Origin of the sequence: Streptomyces sp. NBC_01089 (genome assembly GCF_045162975.1) — a bacterium.
In the GTDB taxonomy this organism is placed as follows: Bacteria; Actinomycetota; Actinomycetes; order Streptomycetales; family Streptomycetaceae; genus Streptomyces.
This window is the reverse complement of the sequence record NZ_CP108660.1, coordinates 2171383-2190364: the sequence shown is the minus strand read 5'-3', so window position 1 is coordinate 2190364 and position 18982 is coordinate 2171383. Positions and strand designations below refer to the sequence as shown.

Below are 18982 nucleotides of genomic sequence, written 5' to 3'. Positions count from 1 at the left end.
GCCTTCAGAAGACCATCCGGGCCAGCGCCTCGGGGGCCTCGTCCACGCTGTCGACCAGGGCGATACGGGACTCCATCGGCCGGCCCTTCGCCAGCGCCCGCAGCAGCGGCCAGGCGGGCAGTTCCTCGGTCCAGTGGGCGCGGTCCACCAGGACCATGGGGGAGGGCTCGCCGTGCGAGCGGTAGTAGTTCGGGGTCGCGTTGTCGAAGATCTCCTGGACGGTGCCCGCGGCCCCGGGCAGAAAGACGACGCCCGCGGTCGAGCGGGCCAGCAGCCCGTCCTCGCGGGTGGCGTTCGCGAAGTACTTGGCGATGTGCCCGGCGAAGGCGTTCGGCGGCTCGTGGCCGTAGAACCAGGTGGGGATGCCGACCGAGTCCCCGCCGTCCGGCCAGCGCTCGCGCACCCGGAAGGCGGCGCTCGCCCATTCGGAGACGGACGGGTCGAACGACGGTGCCTTGCCGAGGAGTTCGAGTGCCTCGTCCAGCATCCCGTCGCGGAAGGGCGCGGCGTACGCACCGAGGTTGGCGGCCTCCATGGCGCCGGGGCCGCCGCCGGTGGCGACGGTCAGGCCGGTGCGGGCGAGGGTGCGGCCCAGCCGGGCCGCACCCGCGTACTCAGCGGTGCCGCGGGCCATGGCGTGGCCGCCCATCACGCCCACCACCCGTGCGCTGTCGAGGTGTTCGTCGAGCGCGTCCGAGATCGCGTCGTCGTGGATGGAGCGCAGCATCGAGGCGAATATGTCGCCGTCGTTCCCGGTCCGCCGGAACCAGGCGTACGCGCGGGCGTCGGGGGTCGCGTCGTAGCCGCCGTCCGCCAGGCCCGCGAAGAGTTCGTCCGCCGAGTACAGCAGCCCGCGGTACGGCGCGAAGGGCAGGCCGGGGACCGGCGGGAAGACGAGCGCGCCCGCCGCGCCCACCGCAGACTCGGCCTCGGGGCGCATGGGGCAGCCCAGGAAGACCGCGCCGGATGTGTCCGTGGTGAGCAGGGTGTCCGTACGGTCCGTCAGGTCGACGGCCTGAACGCGGTATCCGCCGAGCGGCCCCCGGGCGGCCGCCCGGTCGAACTCGGCCAGGGACTCGATCTCGCGGTCACGCTCAGGTGTGGTGGGCATCCGGTCATCGTAGGGGAGCGCGCCGACGGGCCCGGCGGCGCGGCGCCCTAGCCGTGCGCCCGGGCGGTCACGCAGGCCCCCGCAGCTCCGGCAGGTCCCGCGGGCCACGCAGGGCCGGCAGGTCCCGCAGGTCCGGGCCGGCCACGCGGGTCCGGACCGGCCCGTGTCGGTCAGCTCCGGGCACCGACGGGCCGTCCGCCGCCCGTGGTGCGCAGCAGGATCGCGTAGCTGACCGATGCGGCGACGATACCGGCGGGCAGGGCGAGGTCGATGCCGTCCAGGGCCCGGGCGACCGGCCCGGTGTACAGGGTGTTCACGCACAGCGCCGAGACGGCGACGCCTCCGGCGAGCGCCAGGACCCCCGCCGTACTGAATCCGGCCCTGTACCAGAAGGGGCTGCCGGGGGTCTCGTCCATCAGCGCGGGCCCGTCGTAGCGGTTGCGGCGCAGCACGATGTCCGTGGCGTAGACGGCCATGGCCGGGCCCAGCAGGACGACGGTGAGCTGCAGGACGTTGTTGACGGTGTCGAGGAAGTTCGAGACGAGGAGCCCGTAGAGGGTGAGTGAGACGGCGGCGGTCCCGTCGGCGATCACGCTGAGGGAGCGGCGGATGCGGATGCCGACGGCCTGCAGGGCCAGTCCCGCGCTGTACGAGGTCAGGGCGTTGATGGCGATCGTGCCGAGGACCAGGGCGAAGAGGAAGAACGGGTCGAACCAGCCGGGCAGGATCTTCTCCAGCCCGGACTGCGGGTCGGTCATGTCGACGGCCGTCGCGGCGAAGGCGCCCAGGGAGCAGACGACGACGCTGGGCAGGAAGCCGCCCAGAGCGGTCCAGCCGACGATCGCCCTCGCCGGGGTGGTCCGGGGCAGATAGCGAGAGAAGTCGGCGCTGGTCGTGTAGGAGAGCGGGCCGGAGCCGATCAGGGTGACCCCGGCGATGAGGGCCGTCCACAGGCCGGTGCCGCTGAGCGGTTCGGCCGGCTCGTACGAGAAGTCTGTGTGCCGGAACACACCGACCGCGACGACGGCGAAGACGGCGGTGAGGACGAGCGTCAGCGGCAGATACAGCTTCATGATCAGGGCGTGCCCGTAGACGCCGATCGTCAGGGTGACCGCGGCGATGACCAGCACGACGACGATCTTGACGCCGGTGCTCGCGGTGATGCCGGTCTTCTCGACGAGCGCGAAGGCGGCGGTCGCCGCCGCGGCCAGGTTCAGGGCGAAGTAGCAGACGGAGATCATCCAGCCGACGACCGCGTTGTTCACGCGGTTGCCGCGGATTCCGAACATGGCGCGGGTGATCACCTCGCTCGGCGCCCCCGCGGACGGGCCGGATATGGAGAGCAGCCCGGTGAGCAACCAGAACAGATTGCCCACCACGATCACCGCGAGCGCCTGCCACAGGGTCAGGCCCATGAGGATCAGGGCGCCGCCGACCACGAGGCTCAGATAGTTGACGCTCGCCGCGGCCCAGACGGAGAACAGCTGCCTCGGGTGGCCGTGGCGTTCCTCCTCGGGGATGTGGTCGATGCCGTGGGCCTCGATACGGGCCGCCCCGTCCGGCGGGGGCGGCGCCTCCTGCTGTGCGGCGCGCGTGTCGTGGTGCGGTTCGGGAAGCGTGGACGCCATGCGGCCCTCCGGATGCTGTTACCCAGCTGCTTGCTTGTTGGTCGCACACTCAATAGCATCGATTCCATGCCGTCAAGCACTCAGAACAAGCGAATCCGCAAAGATCCTGCGGCAAGACGTGCGGAAATCGTTGCCGCGGCCGCCGAGGTGGCACTGATCGACGGGCTGGAGTGCATCACCCTCCGGCGCATCGCCGATGAGCTGGCCGTCCGGCCGGGGCTGATCAGTCACTACTTCCCTGCCGTGGAGGACCTGGTGTCCGAGGCGTACGGGAACGCCGCGGGCTCCGAACTCGACGAGCTCCTCCCGCTCGACCGGGCCGGCGCCACCGCCACCCAGCACCTGGCGCGGTTCTTCGCCCGGGCGGCCGGGGAGTCGTACGACGGCATCAGCAGGCTCTGGCTCAACGCCCGGCACCTCAGCCGCTACCGGCCCACGCTGCGTGACCGCGTCACCGTCCAGGAGGCCGCCTGGCGCGACCGGCTCGAAGGGCTCATCCGTGACGGTGTCGAGCGGGGCGAATTCCGCACCGGAGACCCGTCATTGACGGCCATTCAGATCCTGGTCGTCCTGGACGGGCTCGGCATGCTCGTCAACAGCGGCGACCTGGGCGACGACCCCCCGGTGGTCCGGAACATGCCCGCGACCACCGCGGAACGCGAACTCGGGCTGCCCGCGGGCACGCTGACCGCCCCCGCGAACTGACCTCTCTCCGAGGAACACCGAGGAACACCGAGGAACCCAAGGAACACAGGGGGGATCACCGGGGAACACCGATGAACGCCCGGCGGCCTCCCCGCGAACCAGCCCCTGCGAACCACCCCCAGCGAACACCGAGGAACCCCATGGACACCTCCCTCATCCTGCTCTCGGCCCGGCTGCTCGACCCGGTCACTGGCGACTTCCTGCCGCAGACCGCTCTCGCCGCGGCCGGCGGACGCATCACCGCGCTCGGCGGAAACCAGGAGATCCGCGCTCTCGCGGACGCCTCGACCACCGTGATCGACCTCAAGGGCGCGGTGGTGACACCCGGTCTCGTCGACGGGCACATCCACCCCGTATCGGGCGCCGAGATGACGCACGGCCTGGACCTCTCGCGCTGTACGGACGTGGAGCAGGTACGCGAGGAACTCGCCCGCGCGGTACGCGATCTGGCCCCCGGCGGGTGGCTGCACGGCTGGGGCCTCGACCCCAATGTCTTCGCCGGCGGGCCCGTCGCGACGGCCCCCTTCGACTCCGTACTCGACGGTGTGCCCGCCCTGCTGCAGCTCTTCGACGCGCACTCCATGCTGGCCAGCCGGCGCGCGCTGGAACTCGCCGGCGTCGACGGGCCCCGCACCTTCGGGCAGGCCACCGCAGAGGTGGTGTGCGACGCGGCAAGAAGGCCCACCGGCCTGCTCCTGGAGGACGCGGCCTGCGAACTCGTGGAGCGGACCGCCCCGCAGCCCACCCGCGGGGAACGGCGCGAACGGCTCGCCGCCACGCTGCGCGCCATGGCCGCAGCGGGGCTGACCGGCGGCCACGCCATGGACGCCAACGGGGACAGCCTCGCCTTCTACGCCGAACTCGACGCGGCCGGGCAACTGCCGCTGCGGCTCAGGGTCGCGCCCTGGTGCCAGCCGGGCACCGGCCCGGACGGTGTGCGCGCCCTCATCGGACAGCAGGGCGCGGGCGGCCGGCTGTGGCGCACCGACGGCGTCAAGATCTTCATGGACGGCACGATCGACAACGGCACCGCCTGGCTGGAACGTCCGGACTGCCACGGCGAGTCCCGGCACGCCTTCTGGCCGGACCCCGAGGAGTACACCCGTCTCATCGGCGAACTCCACCGGGCCGGTGTGCCCACCGCCACCCACGCCATCGGCGACGCCGCGGTACGGCATGTCCTCGACGCGGTCGAGAAGGCCCAGGAGGGCGGCGGCCGGGGGGCGCGGCACCGGGTCGAGCACATCGAGACCGTCCCCGACGACACCCTGCGCCGCTTCGCCGGGCTCGGTGTCATCGCGTCCATGCAGCCGACCCACTGCTGCGACTTCACCCGCGCCGACCACACCGACAACTGGTCGCGCCGTCTCGGTGAGGAACGCGCCGCACGCGCCTGGCGCTGCCGCGACCTGCACGACTCCGGCGCCGTCGTCGTCCTCGGCTCCGACTGGCCCATCGCCCCCTACCCGCCGCTCGAGGTCATGGCGGGCGCCCGCCACCGCAGGCCCACCCGTGACCTCGCCAGGCCCCCGCACGGTCCGGAACAGGCGCTCACCGCCCTGGAGGCCCTCCAGGGCATGACGGTGAACGCCGCCTACGCGGCGGGCGAGGAGCACGAGGCCGGCCGTATCGCAATCGGCCACCGCGCCGATCTGACGGTCCTGGCCGCCGACCCGCTCGCCACCGCGGCCACCGAACTGCCGCAGGTGCCGGTGCTGCTCACCGTCCTCGACGGCGAACCGACCCACCGCGACGCACGGCTGTGACCGGTCGGCCGGCGCCCGGCGGGTGAGGCCCGGCGACGCGCGCTCCACGGGGCAGGGGGACGCCCTCTTCCGGGACGGGAAGCGTCGCGGCGCCCCCCCATGCCAGGGGTGTCGAGCGCGTCACCGGCCAGGAGGCCGCGGCCGCCGCGCTACCGGGCCAGGGGCGTCGCGGCGAGTACCGCGACCGTCCAGGTCACCGGGGTGAACAGCGCGAGCAGGGCGGCCACGCGCAGCACGGCGGCCGACCGCAGCAGCCGCGCCGGGGCGAACGCGCGTACCAGGGCGGCCGACGTCGCCGCGCGGTCCTGACGGGCCTCGACGGCGGCGCTGAGCAGAGTGGCGGCCGAGCAGACCACGACGAGTGCGGCGCCCAGCGCGGTCAGCGGGCCGGTGAGCCGGGCGCCCGACGCGTGCGGCGCGGCAGCGGCGACGATCCCCGAGACCACCGCGCAGCACACGCCCAGCGGCCGGCCGATCCGGCCGGCCTCGGCCTGCAGCACCCGCCCGGCCAGGAGGCGCACCGCCCCGGGCCGCACGGACTGCAGGACCCGCCCGCACAGCTGGGTCAGGGCGGGACCCGAGACGGCGAGCCCCAGCGTGGCCAGGGCCCAGCCGGCCACGACGGCCGCCGGGCTGTCCCCGAACCTGCCCGGCACCGGCAGGGTGGCGCCTCCGGGCCGTCCGCTCGCGTACGCCTCGGCCGCGAGCCCCGCCGTGACCAGTGCCACGCCCAGGGCGAGCCCGTTCGGGGCGGCGCCCTCCCGGACGGGCCGGCGCCGCCGCACCGCCCAGGCGCTGCTCACGGCGGCGGCGACCGGCGCCGAAGCGAGCAGGAGCAGGGCCGCCGGCATCGGCAGCGGGCTGCCCGCTCCCGGCAGCCGGGCGCCCGAGCCGTCCCGCAGCCGGGTGAAGAGCAGCAGCGCCAGCGCGCTGCCCAGGGCGCAGGTCAGTGCGGCGGACACCGCCGACAGCACGGCGCGCCCGGCCGGGCCCAGCCCCGCGGCCGTCGCGCCGGGGCTGGGGCGGATACTCGGATCGGTGCGGGCCACCGCCGCCGCGAACCGCACCGTGGCGGCCAGCGGGATCAGGCACCAGAGCAGCCGCAACGCGGATCCTGTCCGGTGCCCCGGATGCCCCACCGCGTGACCGAGCACCCCGAGCAGCAGGAGTCCGGCACCGGCCGACGCCGCCGTGACCAGCAGCCTCCGCAGCAGGACGAGCGGGCCGGAACCGCGGGCTAGACGGAGAGCGAGCACGCGGAGCGCCCCTTGTCGCTGACCGCACCCGGGCCGGTGGGGGAAGCGGTGCGGCGTCCGTCCCTGAGCAGGACCGTACGGTCGGCGCAGGCGGCGACGTCCGGGTCATGGGTGGCGAGCACCACGGTGATCCCGTGCGAGCGGGCCGCCGTGACGAGGGTGCGCAGCAGCTGGACGCCTTCCGCGCCGTGCAGGGCGGCGGTGGGCTCGTCGGCGAAGAGCACCGTGGGGCCGGCGGCCAGCGCGCGGGCGACGGCCACCCGCTGGCGCTGGGCCTGCAGCAGGGTGTGCGGGCGCTTCCCGGCGTACGCCCCCAGGTCGAGCCGCTCCAGCCACTGCAGGGCCGTGTGCTTGGCGTCGCGGTGCGACGCGCCGTTCAGCAGCAGCGGCAGGGCCGTGTTCTCACGGACCGTCAGTTCGGGTACGAGCAGGGGCTCGGGGTCGATCCAGCTGAACCGGGACAGCCGCAGCCGCTCGCGGGCCACCCGGCCGAGGGTGTGCACGGGGCTGCTGTTGAACCACACCTCGCCCTGCTGCGGCACGAGCTGGCCGGACAGACAGCGCAGCAGTGTGGTCTTGCCGCTGCCGCGCGGGCCGAGTACGGCGAGGATCTCCGCTTCACGCACGCCGAGCGAGACACCGGTGAGCGCGGGTGAGCCGCTGTGGGAGTAGTGCGCGGAGCGCGCCCAGAGCACGTCGTTGTCCGGTGGGGCCACCATGGGGAGCACACCTCGGTTCGGGTCCGATGGGTCACTGGGCACCGTAGGGACTCAGGGCCGGGGTGGGCGGACAGCACGCGGCCCGGCCGCACCCGTATCCACTCGTACGGGTGCGGCCGGGCCGGAACGGCGGTCGCGGGGGTGCGGTCAGATCTTCGCCCATGCCTCCGTGAGGACCCCGCGCAGGATCGACTCGATCTCGTCGAACGTCGACTGGTCGGAGATCAGCGGCGGCGCGAGCTGGACGACCGGGTCGCCGCGGTCGTCGGCCCGGCAGTACAGACCGGCCTCGTACAGGCCCTTGGAGACGGCGTTGTAGAGGATGCGCTCGGTCTCGTCCTCGTTGAAGGTCTCCTTGGTCGCCTTGTCCTTGACCAGCTCGATGCCGTAGAAGAAGCCGTTGCCGCGGACGTCGCCGACGATCGGCAGGTCGCTGAGCTTCTGCAGCGTCGAGTAGAAGGCGCCCTCGTTGTCGAGGACGTGCTGGTTGAGGCCCTCGCGCTCGAAGATGTCGAGGTTGGCGATGCCGACGGCGGCCGAGACCGGGTGGCCGCCGAAGGTGTAGCCGTGCAGGAAGGTGTTGCCGTCGCGGTAGAACGGCTCGGCCAGCCGGTCGGAGATGATGCAGGCGCCTATCGGGGAGTAGCCCGACGTCATGCCCTTGGCGCAGGTGATCATGTCCGGCACGTAGTCGAACTTGTCGCACGCGAACATCGTGCCGAGGCGGCCGAAGGCGCAGATGACCTCGTCCGAGACGAGCAGCACGTTGTACTTGTCGCAGATCTCCCGCACGCGCTGGAAGTATCCGGGCGGCGGCGGGAAACAGCCGCCGGCGTTCTGCACCGGCTCCAGGAAGACGGCGGCGACCGTCTCGGGGCCCTCGAAGAGGATCTCCTGCTCGATCTGGTCGGCGGCCCAGCGGCCGTAGGCCACCGGGTCGTCGCCGTGGATCGGGGCGCGGTAGATGTTGGTGTTGGGGACCTTGTGCGCGCCGGGGACCAGCGGCTCGAAGGGGGCCTTGAGCCCGGGCAGCCCGGTGATGGACAGGGCGCCCGCCGGGGTGCCGTGGTAGGCGACGGCGCGGGAGATGACCTTGTACTTCTGGTGGTTGCCGGTGAGCTTGTGGTACTGCTTCGCCAGCTTCCAGGCGGTCTCGACGGCCTCGCCGCCGCCCGTGGTGAAGAAGACCTTGTTGAGGTCGCCCGGCGCGTAGTTCGCGAGGCGCTCGGCCAGCTCGACGGCCTTCGGGTGGGCGTACGACCAGATCGGGAAGAAGGCCAGTTCCTGGGCCTGCTTGTACGCGGTCTCCGCCAGCTCGTGGCGGCCGTGGCCCGCGTTGACCACGAACAGGCCGGAGAGGCCGTCGAGGTAGCGCTTGCCCTTGTCGTCGTAGATGTAGGTGCCCTCGCCACGCACGATGGTGGGAACGGGCGCGTTCTCGTACGACGACATGTCCGTGAAGTGCATCCACAGGTGGTCGTACGCGGTCTGGCTCAGGTCCTTGCTCATGACTATCGGGTGCCCCACTGGTAGGTCTGTTTTTTCAGCTTGAGGTAGACGAAGCTCTCGGTCGCCCGCACACCAGGCAGCGCGCGGATCCGCTTGTTGATGAGGTCGAGCAGATGGTCGTCGTCCTCGCAGACGACCTCCACCATGAGGTCGAAGGAGCCCGCGGTCATCACCACGTAGTCGACCTCGTTCATGGTGGCCAGTGCGTCGGCGACCGGATCGAGATCGCCCTCGACCGTGATGCCGACCATCGCCTGGCGCCTGAACCCCACGGTCAGCGGGTCGGTGACGGCGACGATCTGCATGACGCCCTGGTCCTGGAGTTTCTGTACTCGCTGGCGGACGGCCGCCTCGGAGAGGCCGACGGCCTTCCCGATCGCGGCGTACGGCCGCCTGCCGTCCTGCTGGAGCTGTTCGATGATCGCCAGGGAGACGGCGTCGATCGGGGGATTGCCGTTCCCGTTTCTGGAATCTGCGCTGCGACTGGCCACGCCCACACTGTGCATGAGGTCTCGCCCGTCATGCAAGCCCAGAGCGATGTAATTCGTTGTCGAAACCCATTTTGGGAACTGAATCCGAAGTTCCGGGTGGCTGGGTATGTCGAAAGCGTCGCCCTTGCGATTAGGGTGGTGTCTCACCCATCGGGACATCCACCGGACATCGACCGGGCACCATCCGTCGGGACATATCCATCGGGCATCGGAGAGGGAGAGAACACTGTGACCACCGAGCTGCGCCGGCTGCGTAACTACATCAACGGGGAGTTCCGGGACGCCGCTGACGGCCGGACCATCGACGTGGTCAACCCGGCCACCGGCGAGGCGTACGCGACCTCCCCGCTGTCCGGGCAGGCCGACGTCGACGCCGCCATGGAGGCGGCGGCCGCGGCGTTCCCCGCGTGGCGCGACGCCACGCCGTCGGAGCGCCAGCGGGTGCTGCTGAAGATCGCCGACGCCTTCGAGGAGCGGGCCGAGGACCTGATCGCGGCCGAGAGCGAGAACACCGGCAAGCCGGTCGGGCTGACCCGCACCGAGGAAATCCCGCCGATGGTGGACCAGATCCGCTTCTTCGCCGGCGCCGCACGGATGCTCGAAGGCCGCTCGGCCGGCGAGTACATGGAGGGGCTGACCTCCATCGTCCGGCGTGAGCCGGTCGGTGTCTGCGCCCAGGTCGCGCCGTGGAACTACCCGATGATGATGGGCGTGTGGAAGTTCGCACCGGCCCTCGCGGCGGGCAACACCGTCGTCCTGAAGCCCTCCGACACCACACCCGCCTCCACGGTCCTGATGGCCGAGATCATCGGGGCGATCGCGCCCAAGGGCGTCTTCAACGTCGTCTGCGGCGACCGGGACACCGGCCGCACGATGGTCGAGCACACGATCCCCGCGATGGCCTCCATCACCGGGTCGGTACGGGCCGGGGTGCAGGTCGCCGAGTCCGCGGCCAAGGACGTCAAGCGGGTCCATCTGGAGCTGGGCGGCAAGGCGCCGGTCGTCGTCTTCGAGGACGCGGACATCGCGAAGGCCGTCGAGGACATCTCCGTCGCGGGGTACTTCAACGCCGGGCAGGACTGTACGGCGGCCACCCGGGTGCTGGTCCACGCCTCGGTCCACGACGAGTTCGTCACCGCGCTCGCCAAGGCGGCCGCCGACACGAAGACCGGACAGCCGGACAACGAGGACGTGCTGTACGGCCCGCTCAACAACGCCAACCAGCTGGCCCAGGTCAGCGGCTTCATCGACCGGCTGCCCGCACACGCCAAGGTCGAGGCCGGCGGCCACCGGGTCGGCGACAAGGGGTACTTCTACGCCCCGACCGTCGTGTCCGGCCTGAAGCAGGACGACGAGATCATCCAGCACGAGGTCTTCGGCCCCGTCATCACCGTCCAGTCGTTCCAGGACGAGGCGGAGGCCCTCGCGAACGCCAACGGCGTGGAGTACGCGCTGGCCTCGTCGGTGTGGACCAAGGACCACGCCCGCGCCATGCGGATGTCCAAGAGCCTCGACTTCGGCTGTGTGTGGATCAACACCCACATCCCGCTCGTCGCCGAGATGCCGCACGGCGGATTCAAGAAGTCCGGCTACGGCAAGGACCTCTCGGCCTACGGCTTCGACGACTACACCCGGATCAAGCACGTGATGACCTCGCTGGACGGCTGAACACCCCGGCGCGCGCCCGCCGGTTCAGCCGCCTGTCCGCCGCCCCCGTACGGTCGTCCGTGCGGGGGCGGCGCGCGTCCTGGTGCGCCGCGGGCGCCGGGCCCCGACAAGGTGTCGTGGCCGGGGCCGGTGCTCCGTACGCAGCGTCCATTGCCCGCCGCCGCTGGTGGAGGTGAAGGTGGGCGCATGGCAGATCTTGGTGTTTCCCGGCGTTCCCTCCTCCGTGGTTCCGGCGCGGTGGGCGCGCTGGCCGCGCTCACCGGATGCGGGGTCCCCGCGGCGTATGTGAAGCCGGGGGAGCGGGCCGGACGCGACAGATCCGCGCAGGACCGGAGCCTGGTCTTCGCCAACTGGCCGCTCTACATCGACACCGACGACCACAACCCGTCGAAGCGGCCCACCCTCGACACCTTCGAGAAGCGGTCCGGGATCAAGGTCAAGTACACCGAGGAGATCAACGACAACGACGAGTTCTTCGGGAAGATCAGCCCGGCGCTGATGAACCACCAGGAGACCGGCCGGGACCTGATCGTCATCAGCGACTGGATGGCCGCCCGGTTCGTCCGGCTCGGCTGGGTCGAGGAGATGGACCGGGCTAGGCAGCCGAACGTCGCCAGATACCTCGACCCGCAGCTCCGCTCGCCCGCCTTCGACAAGGGGCGCAAGCAGAGCGTGCCCTGGCAGTCCGGGATCACCGGCATCGCGTACAACCGGCGCAAGGTCGGCCACGAGATCAAGCACCTGAGCGACCTCTGGGCCCCCGACCTGCGCGGCAAGGTCACCCTGCTCTCCGGTCTCGACGAGGCGTTCGCCCTGCTCATGCAGGGCAACGGCGCCGACATCACCCGCTGGACCGCCAAGGACTTCGACACCATGTGCGACCAGGTCGAGAAGCTCGTACGGACGAAGCAGATCCGGCGCTTCACCGGCAACGACTACATCAAGGACCTGTCCACCGGCGATGTGCTCGCCTGCCAGGCGTACTCCGGCGATGTGATCCAGCTCCAGGCCGACAGCCCGGACATCGAGTTCGTGGTGCCCGAGGAAGGCGGCGAGCTGTGGGCGGAGTCGATGATGATCCCCAACCTCGCCCGCCACAAGACCAATGCCGAGAAGCTGATCGACTACTACTACGAGCCGGCGGTGGCGGCGAAGCTGGCGGCCTGGGTCAACTACGTGTGCCCGGTGCCCGCCGCACGGGAGGTGCTGGCCTCGTCGAAGGACAAGGAGCTGGCCGGCCTCGCCGAGGACCCGCTGATCTTCCCCGACGACACGATGCGCAAGCGCCTCGCGATCGCACGGGACATCACATCGGCCGAGCGGGTCGAGTACGCGAAGCGCTGGAACCGGATCGTGGGGCTGTAGGAGGGGCGGACGGTTGCCGGCCGGCGGGCTTGACCGCGCTGACGGGGGCCACCCACAATGCGTGCATGACCCTGTACTCGCTGACCACCGTCGCCCTGCGGATGACGGAGCCTCGCGGCGAGTGCGCTCCGCGGTCCACCACCTGTCTGTGCCGCCGAGGCCGTATCGGCTCGCCGCCCGGACGGGACGGCGTTCACTCGCGCTGAGCGTTCGTCAGCCACGTGGCCGCTTCCCGGAATGAAGCCGGGACGGAAGCGCCGGTGCTGTCCCTCCCCGGCCTCTCACGATCAGTGGACGACGCACCTTGCCCCGCATCTGCCCGGCAGGCACTCGGCGCGGACGAGCATGACTCCCTTCATCACTCGCCGCCCTCATCGCACCGCCGGAAGCCCCGGTCGCTGTCGCGGGACCCGCCGTCTCCGGATACCCGGGACCCGCGCACCGGGGCCCACGGCGGTTCGCTCTCCTGCAAGGAGGAACCGTATGACCACCACCGCCACCCCCCGAGTGACCGCCGCACCCGGCGCCGCCACTGCCACCGGCCGGTCCGCCGCCACCCCACCCGCCCTGCGTGAGGCACGCATCCCGCAGGACGGCCTGTACGAGGGTCACCGCGTCCTGGAACGGTTGCCGGCGGACGCGACACCGCGCCCGTACACCCTCTTCGACGTCGTCCCGCAGGCCCGCACGATCGGCGCCGAGATCCACGGAGCGGACCTCTCGCAGCCCCTGGAGCCCGCGCTGCGCGAAGAGCTGAACCGTGCCCTGCTGGAGTGGAAGGTGCTCTTCTTCCGAGGACAGAACCTCACGTCGGCCGCCCAGCGCGACTTCGCACGCAACTGGGGCGAGCTGGAGGTCAACCCGTTGCTGGCCAGTGGAGACAGCGAAGACGTCGTGCGCTTCGACAAGGCGGCGGGCGCACCGAGAACGTTCGAGAACGTATGGCACACGGATGTCACCTTCCGTGAACGCCCGGCTCTCGGTGCCGTCCTGCAACTGCGCGAGGTGCCTCCGCTCGGGGGAGACACCATGTGGGCCGACATGGCTGCCGCGTACGACAACCTGCCGCAGGAGGTGAAGGACCGCATCGACGGGGCGAGCGCCGTGCACGACTTCATCCCCGGCTTCGCACGCTTCTACGAGCCCGAGCGGCTCGCCCCTCACCAGGAAGCGTTCCCGCCCGTCGAGCACCCCGTCGTGCGCACGCACCCGGAGTCGGGCCGGCGGATGCTGTTCGTCAACACCTCATTCACGACCCGGATCGTCGGCGTCGACAGGGCGGAGAGCGACCGTCTGCTGCGATTCCTGTTCCAGCAGGCGCACGTACCCGAGTACCAGGTGCGTTTCCGCTGGCAGCCGGGCGACATAGCCTTCTGGGACAACCGGGCGACCCAGCACTACGCCGTGAACGACTACGCCCCGCACCGGCGGGTCGCCGAGCGGGTCGCCATCGCGGGAGACCGCCCGTTCTGAGCGGATGGTCGCTGCCGGGGGGTCGGGCGCGGCACGGCGCCCGACCCCCCGGCGCAACGACCCGGTGGCATACCCGGGTTCATCGCCGCAGGCTCCGGGTCAGGAGGACAGCGGCGCCATCTTGTCGACTATGCCCGGATTCTTGGCGATCCACTTCTCCACGGCTTTTTCCTCGTGGCCGGTGCCCTCGTCCTGGATGGTCGCCTCCAGGTCCGCGAGTTGCTTGTCCGACATATGCATGTTCTTGAGCCAGCCGTAGAACTCGGGGAACTTCTTCGGGAACGACTTGTGGCCGAGTGAGCGGATCTGGTTCACAGCGCCCCACAGCTTCTTCGGGTCCTTGAGCTTGGTCAACTTGTACTTGCTGTAGGCCCAGTGCGGCGACCACAGCACGACCGCCACCGGTTCATGCTTCTTCAACGCCCGCTGCAGTTCCAGGATCATGCTGGGGGAGCTGCCGTCGGTGACCTTGTACTCCTTGTCGAGCCCGTATCCGGGGAGCACCTTGTTCTTGAGCATGTTCATCTGGCCGGTCCCGGGCTCGATGCCGATGATCCTGCCGCCGAACTCCTTCGACTTTCCCTTGAGATCTGCCATCGAGTGGATGCCCTTGACGTAACTGGGCACCGTCACTTCCAACGTGGTCTTGTCGTACCACGGGCCGATGTCGACCAGGTCGTCCTTGTACTTGTCCCAATACTGCTTCTGAGCGTTCGGAAGCCAGGCATCGAACTCCACATCGACCTGGCCGCCGGCCATCGCGGTGAACATCGACCCGACGTCGTACTGGTGGATGCTGGGCTTGTAGCCGCGCCGTTCCAGGATGTTCTTCCACAGGTACGTCATGGCCACGTCCTCGTCCCACGGGAAGAAGCCGATGTCGGGAGCCGCGCCGGCGTCCTTCCCCAGGTCCTTCTCCTTCACCCCTGGGTGGCCGTCGTCCGAGCCGGAGAACTGCAGCCCGCCGGCGACGAGCGCGAGCACCAGCACACCGATGCCCGCGAACGTGGTGCTGGGCCTCCACCGCAGGGCATGGCCCGACCTGACGGAGGCCGCCTTCGCCAACGCACGGCGACCGAGAGGCGAGACGCGCTGATTGAGCGCACCGGTCATGCGGTCGAGATACATGGCGAGGATCACCACCGCGAGGCCCGCCTCGAAGCCGAGGCCGATGTCCACCGAGCTGATTGCCTGGAAGACGACGGTGCCCAGACCGTCGGCGCCGACCATGCCCGCGATGACCACCATGGACAGGGCGAGCATGATGATCTGGTTGATGCCGGCCATGATGGTCGGCAGGGCCAGCGGCAGCTGTACGCGCAGCAGAATGGAGCGCGGGTTGGCTCCGAACGCCTCCGCGGCCTCCACCAGTTCCTCGTCCACCTGCCGGATACCGAGTTCGGTCATCCGTACGCCCGGCGGCATCGCGAAGATGACCGTGGCGACGATGCCGGGCACCACGCCCACCCCGAAGAACGTGATACCGGGAACCAGGTAGACGAAGGCCGGCATCGTCTGCATGAAGTCGAGAACCGGCCGCAGGGCCGCACTCACCGACTTGTTACGGGCCGCCCAGATGCCGAGGGGGACAGCTATCACCATGGTGATCGTGACCGCCACGACGAGAAGCGACAGCGTCTGCATCGCCTGTTCCCACAACTCGATCGAGTCGACCAGGAAGAAGGCCGCGAAAGTGAGGACGGCCGCCACCGTGCCCCGCAGCCACCAGGCGATCAGGGCGAGGATCGCCGCCATCATCAGCGCGTCGGGGCCCGAGAGGACGAAGTACACGCCGTTGTACATGCCTTGGCCGACGGAGTGCAGGAAGTCGAAAAGCCAGGGCAGTCGATCTTCCAGAAAGTTGACGGCACTGTTGACGCCGGCCCCTATGGGGAGTCTGATCACAGCTCTCCGCCTTCGTCGCGCCGGTGGCTGCTCGGACCGGTCGGTCCCAGCGGATACCGCGCTCCGACAGCGCCGGGCCCACCTGGACTTCGCCCGGCCCTCCCGCCGAAGCCGTACCTGCGCGGGTGTTCTGTTGTCAGCCTGGTCACGTGTACCTTTCGCGTTGGCCTGAGGCCTGGCGAAAGAGACATGCCACCGCCGGGCCCCTTGGTGGTGTGCGACGTACGGGCGCGCGGCACATGGCCATGGCAGCGCCCCAGTCGGGCGGATATGCGTCTTGGCAGCCGGTGTCGACATGCTGCCGTGCCATCCGCGCGGCTGCCCGGAGGGCGTCCGCGCCCGGACAAGGTGGTTCAGGCTGCGGCTACCCAGCGCCCAGGAGGGTAAACGGCGGATTTCCTCGGTGACCCGGAGGCACACCAGCGCCGACTCCGGCCGCCCAGCCGGACCGAGCAGCCGCGGGCCGGGCGCCGGCGCTCGGCGTACCTCACGGCGGGCGGCCGCCGATCTCCGCGTCGGATCAGCGCCCGGGGCGTGTGCGGCGGCGGAGTGCGCCGAGGGCGTCCACGCGGTTCGTGGTGATCGAGTCCACGCCGAAGCCGATCAGCCGGCGCATCGAGCGCTTGGTGTCCGGGGTCCACGCGGAGACCAGCAGGCCGTCCCGGTGGACGCGGGCGCAGAGTTCCGGAGTCAGCAGCCCGAAGCGGTAGTTGAGCCAGCGGGGCTTCACCGCGTCGAGCAGGGCGGGGCGTGGCGGGGTCAGCGTCGTCCAGGTCATGGCGATCTCGGCGGCCGGGTCGGCCTCGCGCACGGCGAGCATCGTGGTCGGCCCCGCGCAGTAGTACGTACGGTCGCCCGCGCCGCACTCATGGACCACGCCGACCACCGCGCGCACCGCTTCCCGGGTGGCGCCCGGCAGATCGATCATGACGCGGTGGCCGCCGGCCGCCATCAGTGCTTCCCGGAGCGTCGGCACACCCGCGTTCGTCAGCCCGCGCAGCTCGTCGGCCGTGACCCGGTCGAGCGGCCGGTCGTGGCCCCACAGGCGCTCCAGGGTCGCGTCGTGCAGCAGCACGGGCACGCCGTCCCGGGTCAGCCGGACGTCGATCTCCACCGCGTCGGCGCCCCGTTCCAGCGCGGAGCGCACGGAGGGCAGGGTGTTCTCACGGAAGAGATAGGGATCGCCGCGATGGCCCACGGCTGTGACGGTACGCATGGGGCCATCCTTGCCGACCGCCGCGCCGGTCGGCTACCGGGCGAGCCACTGCGCGGTGTACGCGTCGATCTCGGCCGTCAGCTTCGCCTTGCCCGGTGCGTCGAGGAAGGACGCCGTCACCGCGTTCTTCGCCAGCTCGGCGGTGCCCTTCTCGTCCAGCCCCAGCAGCCGGGCCGCGACCAGGTACTCGTTGTTGAGGTCGGTGCCGAACATCGGCGGGTCGTCGCTGTTGATGGTCACCTGCACGCCGGCGTCCACCATCTCCTTCAGCGGGTGCTCCTCCAGGGTGCGGACGGCCCGGGTCGCGATGTTGGAGGTCGGGCAGACCTCCAGCGCGATGCCCTGTTCCGCGAGGTGGCCGAGGAGCTTCGGGTCACGGACCGAGCTGGTGCCGTGGCCGATCCGCTCGGCGCCCAGGTGGTGCAGCGCGTCCCAGATGGTCTCCGGGCCCGTCGTCTCACCGGCGTGCGGCACCGAGTGCAGTCCGGCCGCGCGGGCCCGGTCGAAGTAGGGCTTGAACTGCGGGCGGTCCACGCCGATCTCGGGGCCGCCGAGCCCGAAGGAGACCAGACCCTCGGGACGCAGGTCGAGCGCGAGCCGGGTCGTCTCGGCCGCCGATTCGAGTCCGGCCTCGCCGGGGATGTCGAAGCACCAGCGCAGTACGGTGCCCAGCTCGGCCTCGGCCGCCTTGCGGGCGTCCTCGATCGCCTCCATGAAGCCCTGCTCGGGGATGCCCCTGCGGGTGGAGGAGAACGGCGTGATGGTGAGCTCCGCGTACCGGATGTTCTGGCGGGCCATGTCGCGTGCGACCTCGAAGGTCAGCAGGCGTACGTCCTCGGGGGTGCGGATCAGGTCAACCACGGAGAGGTACACCTGGATGAAGTGCCCGAAGTCCGTGAAGGTGAAGTAGTCGGCGAGCGCCTCGGGGTCCGTCGGGACGGCCGAGTCCGGGTGGTGCGCGGCGAGTTCGGCCACGATGCGCGGAGATGCGGACCCGACATGGTGCACATGCAGTTCCGCCTTGGGCAGCCCCGCGACAAACGGGTGCAGGTCGGTCATCGGGTCCTCCGGGTACGGCGAGTTCTGCTGGTCGGAGAACATCGTATGCGGGGGCCTGAGCCTCGCACACAGGCTCTAGCATGACGAGCTGAGGATGGGGGAGGCCCAATGTCAGACAACGCACCACGCCCTTCGGGGGACCCCGAGCCGCCGAGGGATTCCGAGCCGGCGAAGGACCCCTGGGCGCCGCCCGAGCGGAAGGTACCGCTGGACAAGCAGCCGGAGCGGCCGCCGGCACACGGCAGCCCGGTGCACGACCAGCAGACGGTCACGGCCCTGCCGGCCACGGACCCCGCCCAGGGCGCCGCGCCGTCAGGTCCCGCCCCGGCGGCTCCCGGACAGCAGACACCGGCCGCTCCGCACATCCCGGGTCAGCAGGGCGGCGGTCAGCAGGGCCCCGGTCAGCACGGTTCCGTGCCCCCCGGGTTCGCGCCTCCCGGCTATCCGCCCCCGGGGTCCGTACCGCCCCCGCCGCTCGGGCCGAACGGTCCGGGGCTCGGCAGTCCGGTGCCGGGCGCCCCCGGACCGTACGGCTACCCGTCCTATCCGGGCGCGGCCCCCGGCCCGCAGGGGCCCGCCGCCTACGGCTACCCCGGGTACCCGGGATACGGCGGCCAGGGCGGCTGGAACACCATGCAGCCGGGCCCCGCCAACGGCTTCGGCGTGGCCGCGCTCGTACTCGGCATCCTCAGCGTGGTCATCTTCTGCGCCTGGGGCCTGGGCATCATCCTCGGGACGCTCGCCCTGATCTTCGGCATCCTCGGCCGCAAGCGCGCCGGCCGCGGTCAGGCGAACAACGGGGGGATGGCGCTCGCCGGGATCATCCTGGGGCCCATCGGCATCGTGGTCAGCGCCGCGTTCCTCAGCGTGGTGATCTGGGGCATCTCGCACTCCGAGCACTCCACCCCCGACTACGGCAGCGACGGCAGCACCTACCCGAGCTCGCTGACCGTGGGCGCCGGCCGCTGAGCCACGAACAACTGACCTCTTCTGCCCGGGCGGCCCCACCGGCGCCCGGGCAGCGCCGTACCCGGACCCGTCCGGCGCCCGTACCGGCGCCCGCGTCGGCGCCCGTCCGGCACCCCCCGGGCGGCCGCCCATGCACGGGACT

At 71.1% G+C, this 18982-nt stretch carries 14 protein-coding genes and 1 pseudogene; 6 read left to right on the top strand and 9 right to left on the bottom strand.

Annotated features, from left to right (window positions below; all coding sequences use genetic code 11):
- Nucleotides 1-4: 4 nt before the first annotated feature.
- Both OG510_RS09520 and OG510_RS09515 read right to left on the bottom strand, forming a co-directional pair.
- Nucleotides 5-1111, bottom strand: coding sequence for an LOG family protein (locus OG510_RS09520; RefSeq protein WP_406136358.1), 1107 nt, complete (start codon nt 1109-1111; stop codon nt 5-7).
- A gap of 170 nt (nt 1112-1281) precedes the next feature.
- Nucleotides 1282-2739: a purine-cytosine permease family protein gene (locus OG510_RS09515; protein ID WP_406136356.1), complete on the bottom strand. Its 1458-nt coding sequence runs from the start codon at nt 2737-2739 to the stop codon at nt 1282-1284.
- Between the two features lie 66 nt (nt 2740-2805).
- On the opposite strand from OG510_RS09515, the gene OG510_RS09510 reads away from it, so the two are divergent.
- Both OG510_RS09510 and OG510_RS09505 read left to right on the top strand, forming a co-directional pair.
- The gene (locus tag OG510_RS09510) at nt 2806-3444 is read left to right on the top strand and encodes a TetR family transcriptional regulator C-terminal domain-containing protein (protein ID WP_406136354.1); all 639 of its coding nucleotides are present in this window, start codon (nt 2806-2808) and stop codon (nt 3442-3444) included.
- Nucleotides 3445-3584: 140 nt separating this feature from the next.
- Nucleotides 3585-5210: an amidohydrolase gene (locus tag OG510_RS09505; RefSeq protein WP_406136352.1), complete on the top strand. Its 1626-nt coding sequence runs from the start codon at nt 3585-3587 to the stop codon at nt 5208-5210.
- Nucleotides 5211-5359: 149 nt separating this feature from the next.
- Here the strand turns inward: OG510_RS09505 and OG510_RS09500 are convergent, their stop codons facing one another.
- The 4 genes from OG510_RS09500 to OG510_RS09485 all read right to left on the bottom strand — a co-directional run bounded on the left by OG510_RS09500 (nt 5360) and on the right by OG510_RS09485 (nt 9200).
- The gene (locus OG510_RS09500) at nt 5360-6466 is read right to left on the bottom strand and encodes a hypothetical protein (protein WP_406136350.1); all 1107 of its coding nucleotides are present in this window, start codon (nt 6464-6466) and stop codon (nt 5360-5362) included.
- A complete protein-coding gene (locus OG510_RS09495; protein ID WP_406136348.1) occupies nt 6448-7185 on the bottom strand; it encodes an ABC transporter ATP-binding protein in 738 nt (245 codons plus the stop codon). The genes OG510_RS09500 and OG510_RS09495 overlap by 19 nt, the downstream gene beginning before the upstream one ends.
- Before the next feature lie 147 nt (nt 7186-7332).
- Nucleotides 7333-8694 (bottom strand): aspartate aminotransferase family protein, encoded by a 1362-nt coding sequence (locus OG510_RS09490; protein ID WP_406136347.1) that lies wholly within the window; start codon nt 8692-8694, stop codon nt 7333-7335.
- Between the two features lie 2 nt (nt 8695-8696).
- On the bottom strand, nt 8697-9200 hold the full coding sequence (locus OG510_RS09485; RefSeq protein WP_164264740.1) for an Lrp/AsnC family transcriptional regulator: 504 nt from the start codon (nt 9198-9200) through the stop codon (nt 8697-8699).
- 213 nt (nt 9201-9413) lie between these two features.
- On the opposite strand from OG510_RS09485, the gene OG510_RS09480 reads away from it, so the two are divergent.
- The 3 genes from OG510_RS09480 (at nt 9414) to OG510_RS09470 (ending at nt 13691) form a co-directional block, all read left to right on the top strand.
- A complete protein-coding gene (locus tag OG510_RS09480) occupies nt 9414-10853 on the top strand; it encodes a gamma-aminobutyraldehyde dehydrogenase (protein WP_406136346.1) in 1440 nt (479 codons plus the stop codon).
- Nucleotides 10854-11039: 186 nt separating this feature from the next.
- Nucleotides 11040-12218: a PotD/PotF family extracellular solute-binding protein gene (locus OG510_RS09475; RefSeq protein WP_406136345.1), complete on the top strand. Its 1179-nt coding sequence runs from the start codon at nt 11040-11042 to the stop codon at nt 12216-12218.
- 483 nt (nt 12219-12701) lie between these two features.
- A complete protein-coding gene (locus OG510_RS09470) occupies nt 12702-13691 on the top strand; it encodes a TauD/TfdA dioxygenase family protein (RefSeq protein WP_406136344.1) in 990 nt (329 codons plus the stop codon).
- Between the two features lie 111 nt (nt 13692-13802).
- Here the strand turns inward: OG510_RS09470 and OG510_RS09465 are convergent.
- The 3 genes and pseudogenes from OG510_RS09465 to OG510_RS09455 all read right to left on the bottom strand — a co-directional run.
- Nucleotides 13803-15596, bottom strand: a pseudogene (locus OG510_RS09465) (glycine betaine ABC transporter substrate-binding protein); the annotation flags it as partial.
- A 520-nt stretch (nt 15597-16116) separates the two neighbouring features.
- Complete coding sequence (locus OG510_RS09460) at nt 16117-16812, bottom strand: glycerophosphodiester phosphodiesterase (protein ID WP_406136343.1); 696 nt, start codon at nt 16810-16812, stop codon at nt 16117-16119.
- Between the two features lie 33 nt (nt 16813-16845).
- A complete protein-coding gene (locus OG510_RS09455; RefSeq protein ID WP_406136342.1) occupies nt 16846-17871 on the bottom strand; it encodes an adenosine deaminase in 1026 nt (341 codons plus the stop codon).
- A gap of 108 nt (nt 17872-17979) precedes the next feature.
- On the opposite strand from OG510_RS09455, the gene OG510_RS09450 reads away from it, so the two are divergent.
- Complete coding sequence (locus OG510_RS09450; protein ID WP_406136341.1) at nt 17980-18840, top strand: DUF4190 domain-containing protein; 861 nt, start codon at nt 17980-17982, stop codon at nt 18838-18840.
- Nucleotides 18841-18982 lie beyond the last annotated feature (142 nt).

Coding starts and splice junctions, on each gene's coding strand:
- OG510_RS09520 (WP_406136358.1), bottom strand. CDS start 1,111: ATGCCCACCACACCTGAGCGTGACCGCGAGATCGAGTCCCTGGCCGAG.
- OG510_RS09515 (WP_406136356.1), bottom strand. CDS start 2,739: ATGGCGTCCACGCTTCCCGAACCGCACCACGACACGCGCGCCGCACAG.
- OG510_RS09510 (WP_406136354.1), top strand. CDS start 2,806: ATGCCGTCAAGCACTCAGAACAAGCGAATCCGCAAAGATCCTGCGGCA.
- OG510_RS09505 (WP_406136352.1), top strand. CDS start 3,585: ATGGACACCTCCCTCATCCTGCTCTCGGCCCGGCTGCTCGACCCGGTC.
- OG510_RS09495 (WP_406136348.1), bottom strand. CDS start 7,185: ATGGTGGCCCCACCGGACAACGACGTGCTCTGGGCGCGCTCCGCGCAC.
- OG510_RS09490 (WP_406136347.1), bottom strand. CDS start 8,694: ATGAGCAAGGACCTGAGCCAGACCGCGTACGACCACCTGTGGATGCAC.
- OG510_RS09485 (WP_164264740.1), bottom strand. CDS start 9,200: ATGCACAGTGTGGGCGTGGCCAGTCGCAGCGCAGATTCCAGAAACGGG.
- OG510_RS09475 (WP_406136345.1), top strand. CDS start 11,040: ATGGCAGATCTTGGTGTTTCCCGGCGTTCCCTCCTCCGTGGTTCCGGC.
- OG510_RS09470 (WP_406136344.1), top strand. CDS start 12,702: ATGACCACCACCGCCACCCCCCGAGTGACCGCCGCACCCGGCGCCGCC.
- OG510_RS09460 (WP_406136343.1), bottom strand. CDS start 16,812: ATGCGTACCGTCACAGCCGTGGGCCATCGCGGCGATCCCTATCTCTTC.
- OG510_RS09455 (WP_406136342.1), bottom strand. CDS start 17,871: ATGACCGACCTGCACCCGTTTGTCGCGGGGCTGCCCAAGGCGGAACTG.
- OG510_RS09450 (WP_406136341.1), top strand. CDS start 17,980: ATGTCAGACAACGCACCACGCCCTTCGGGGGACCCCGAGCCGCCGAGG.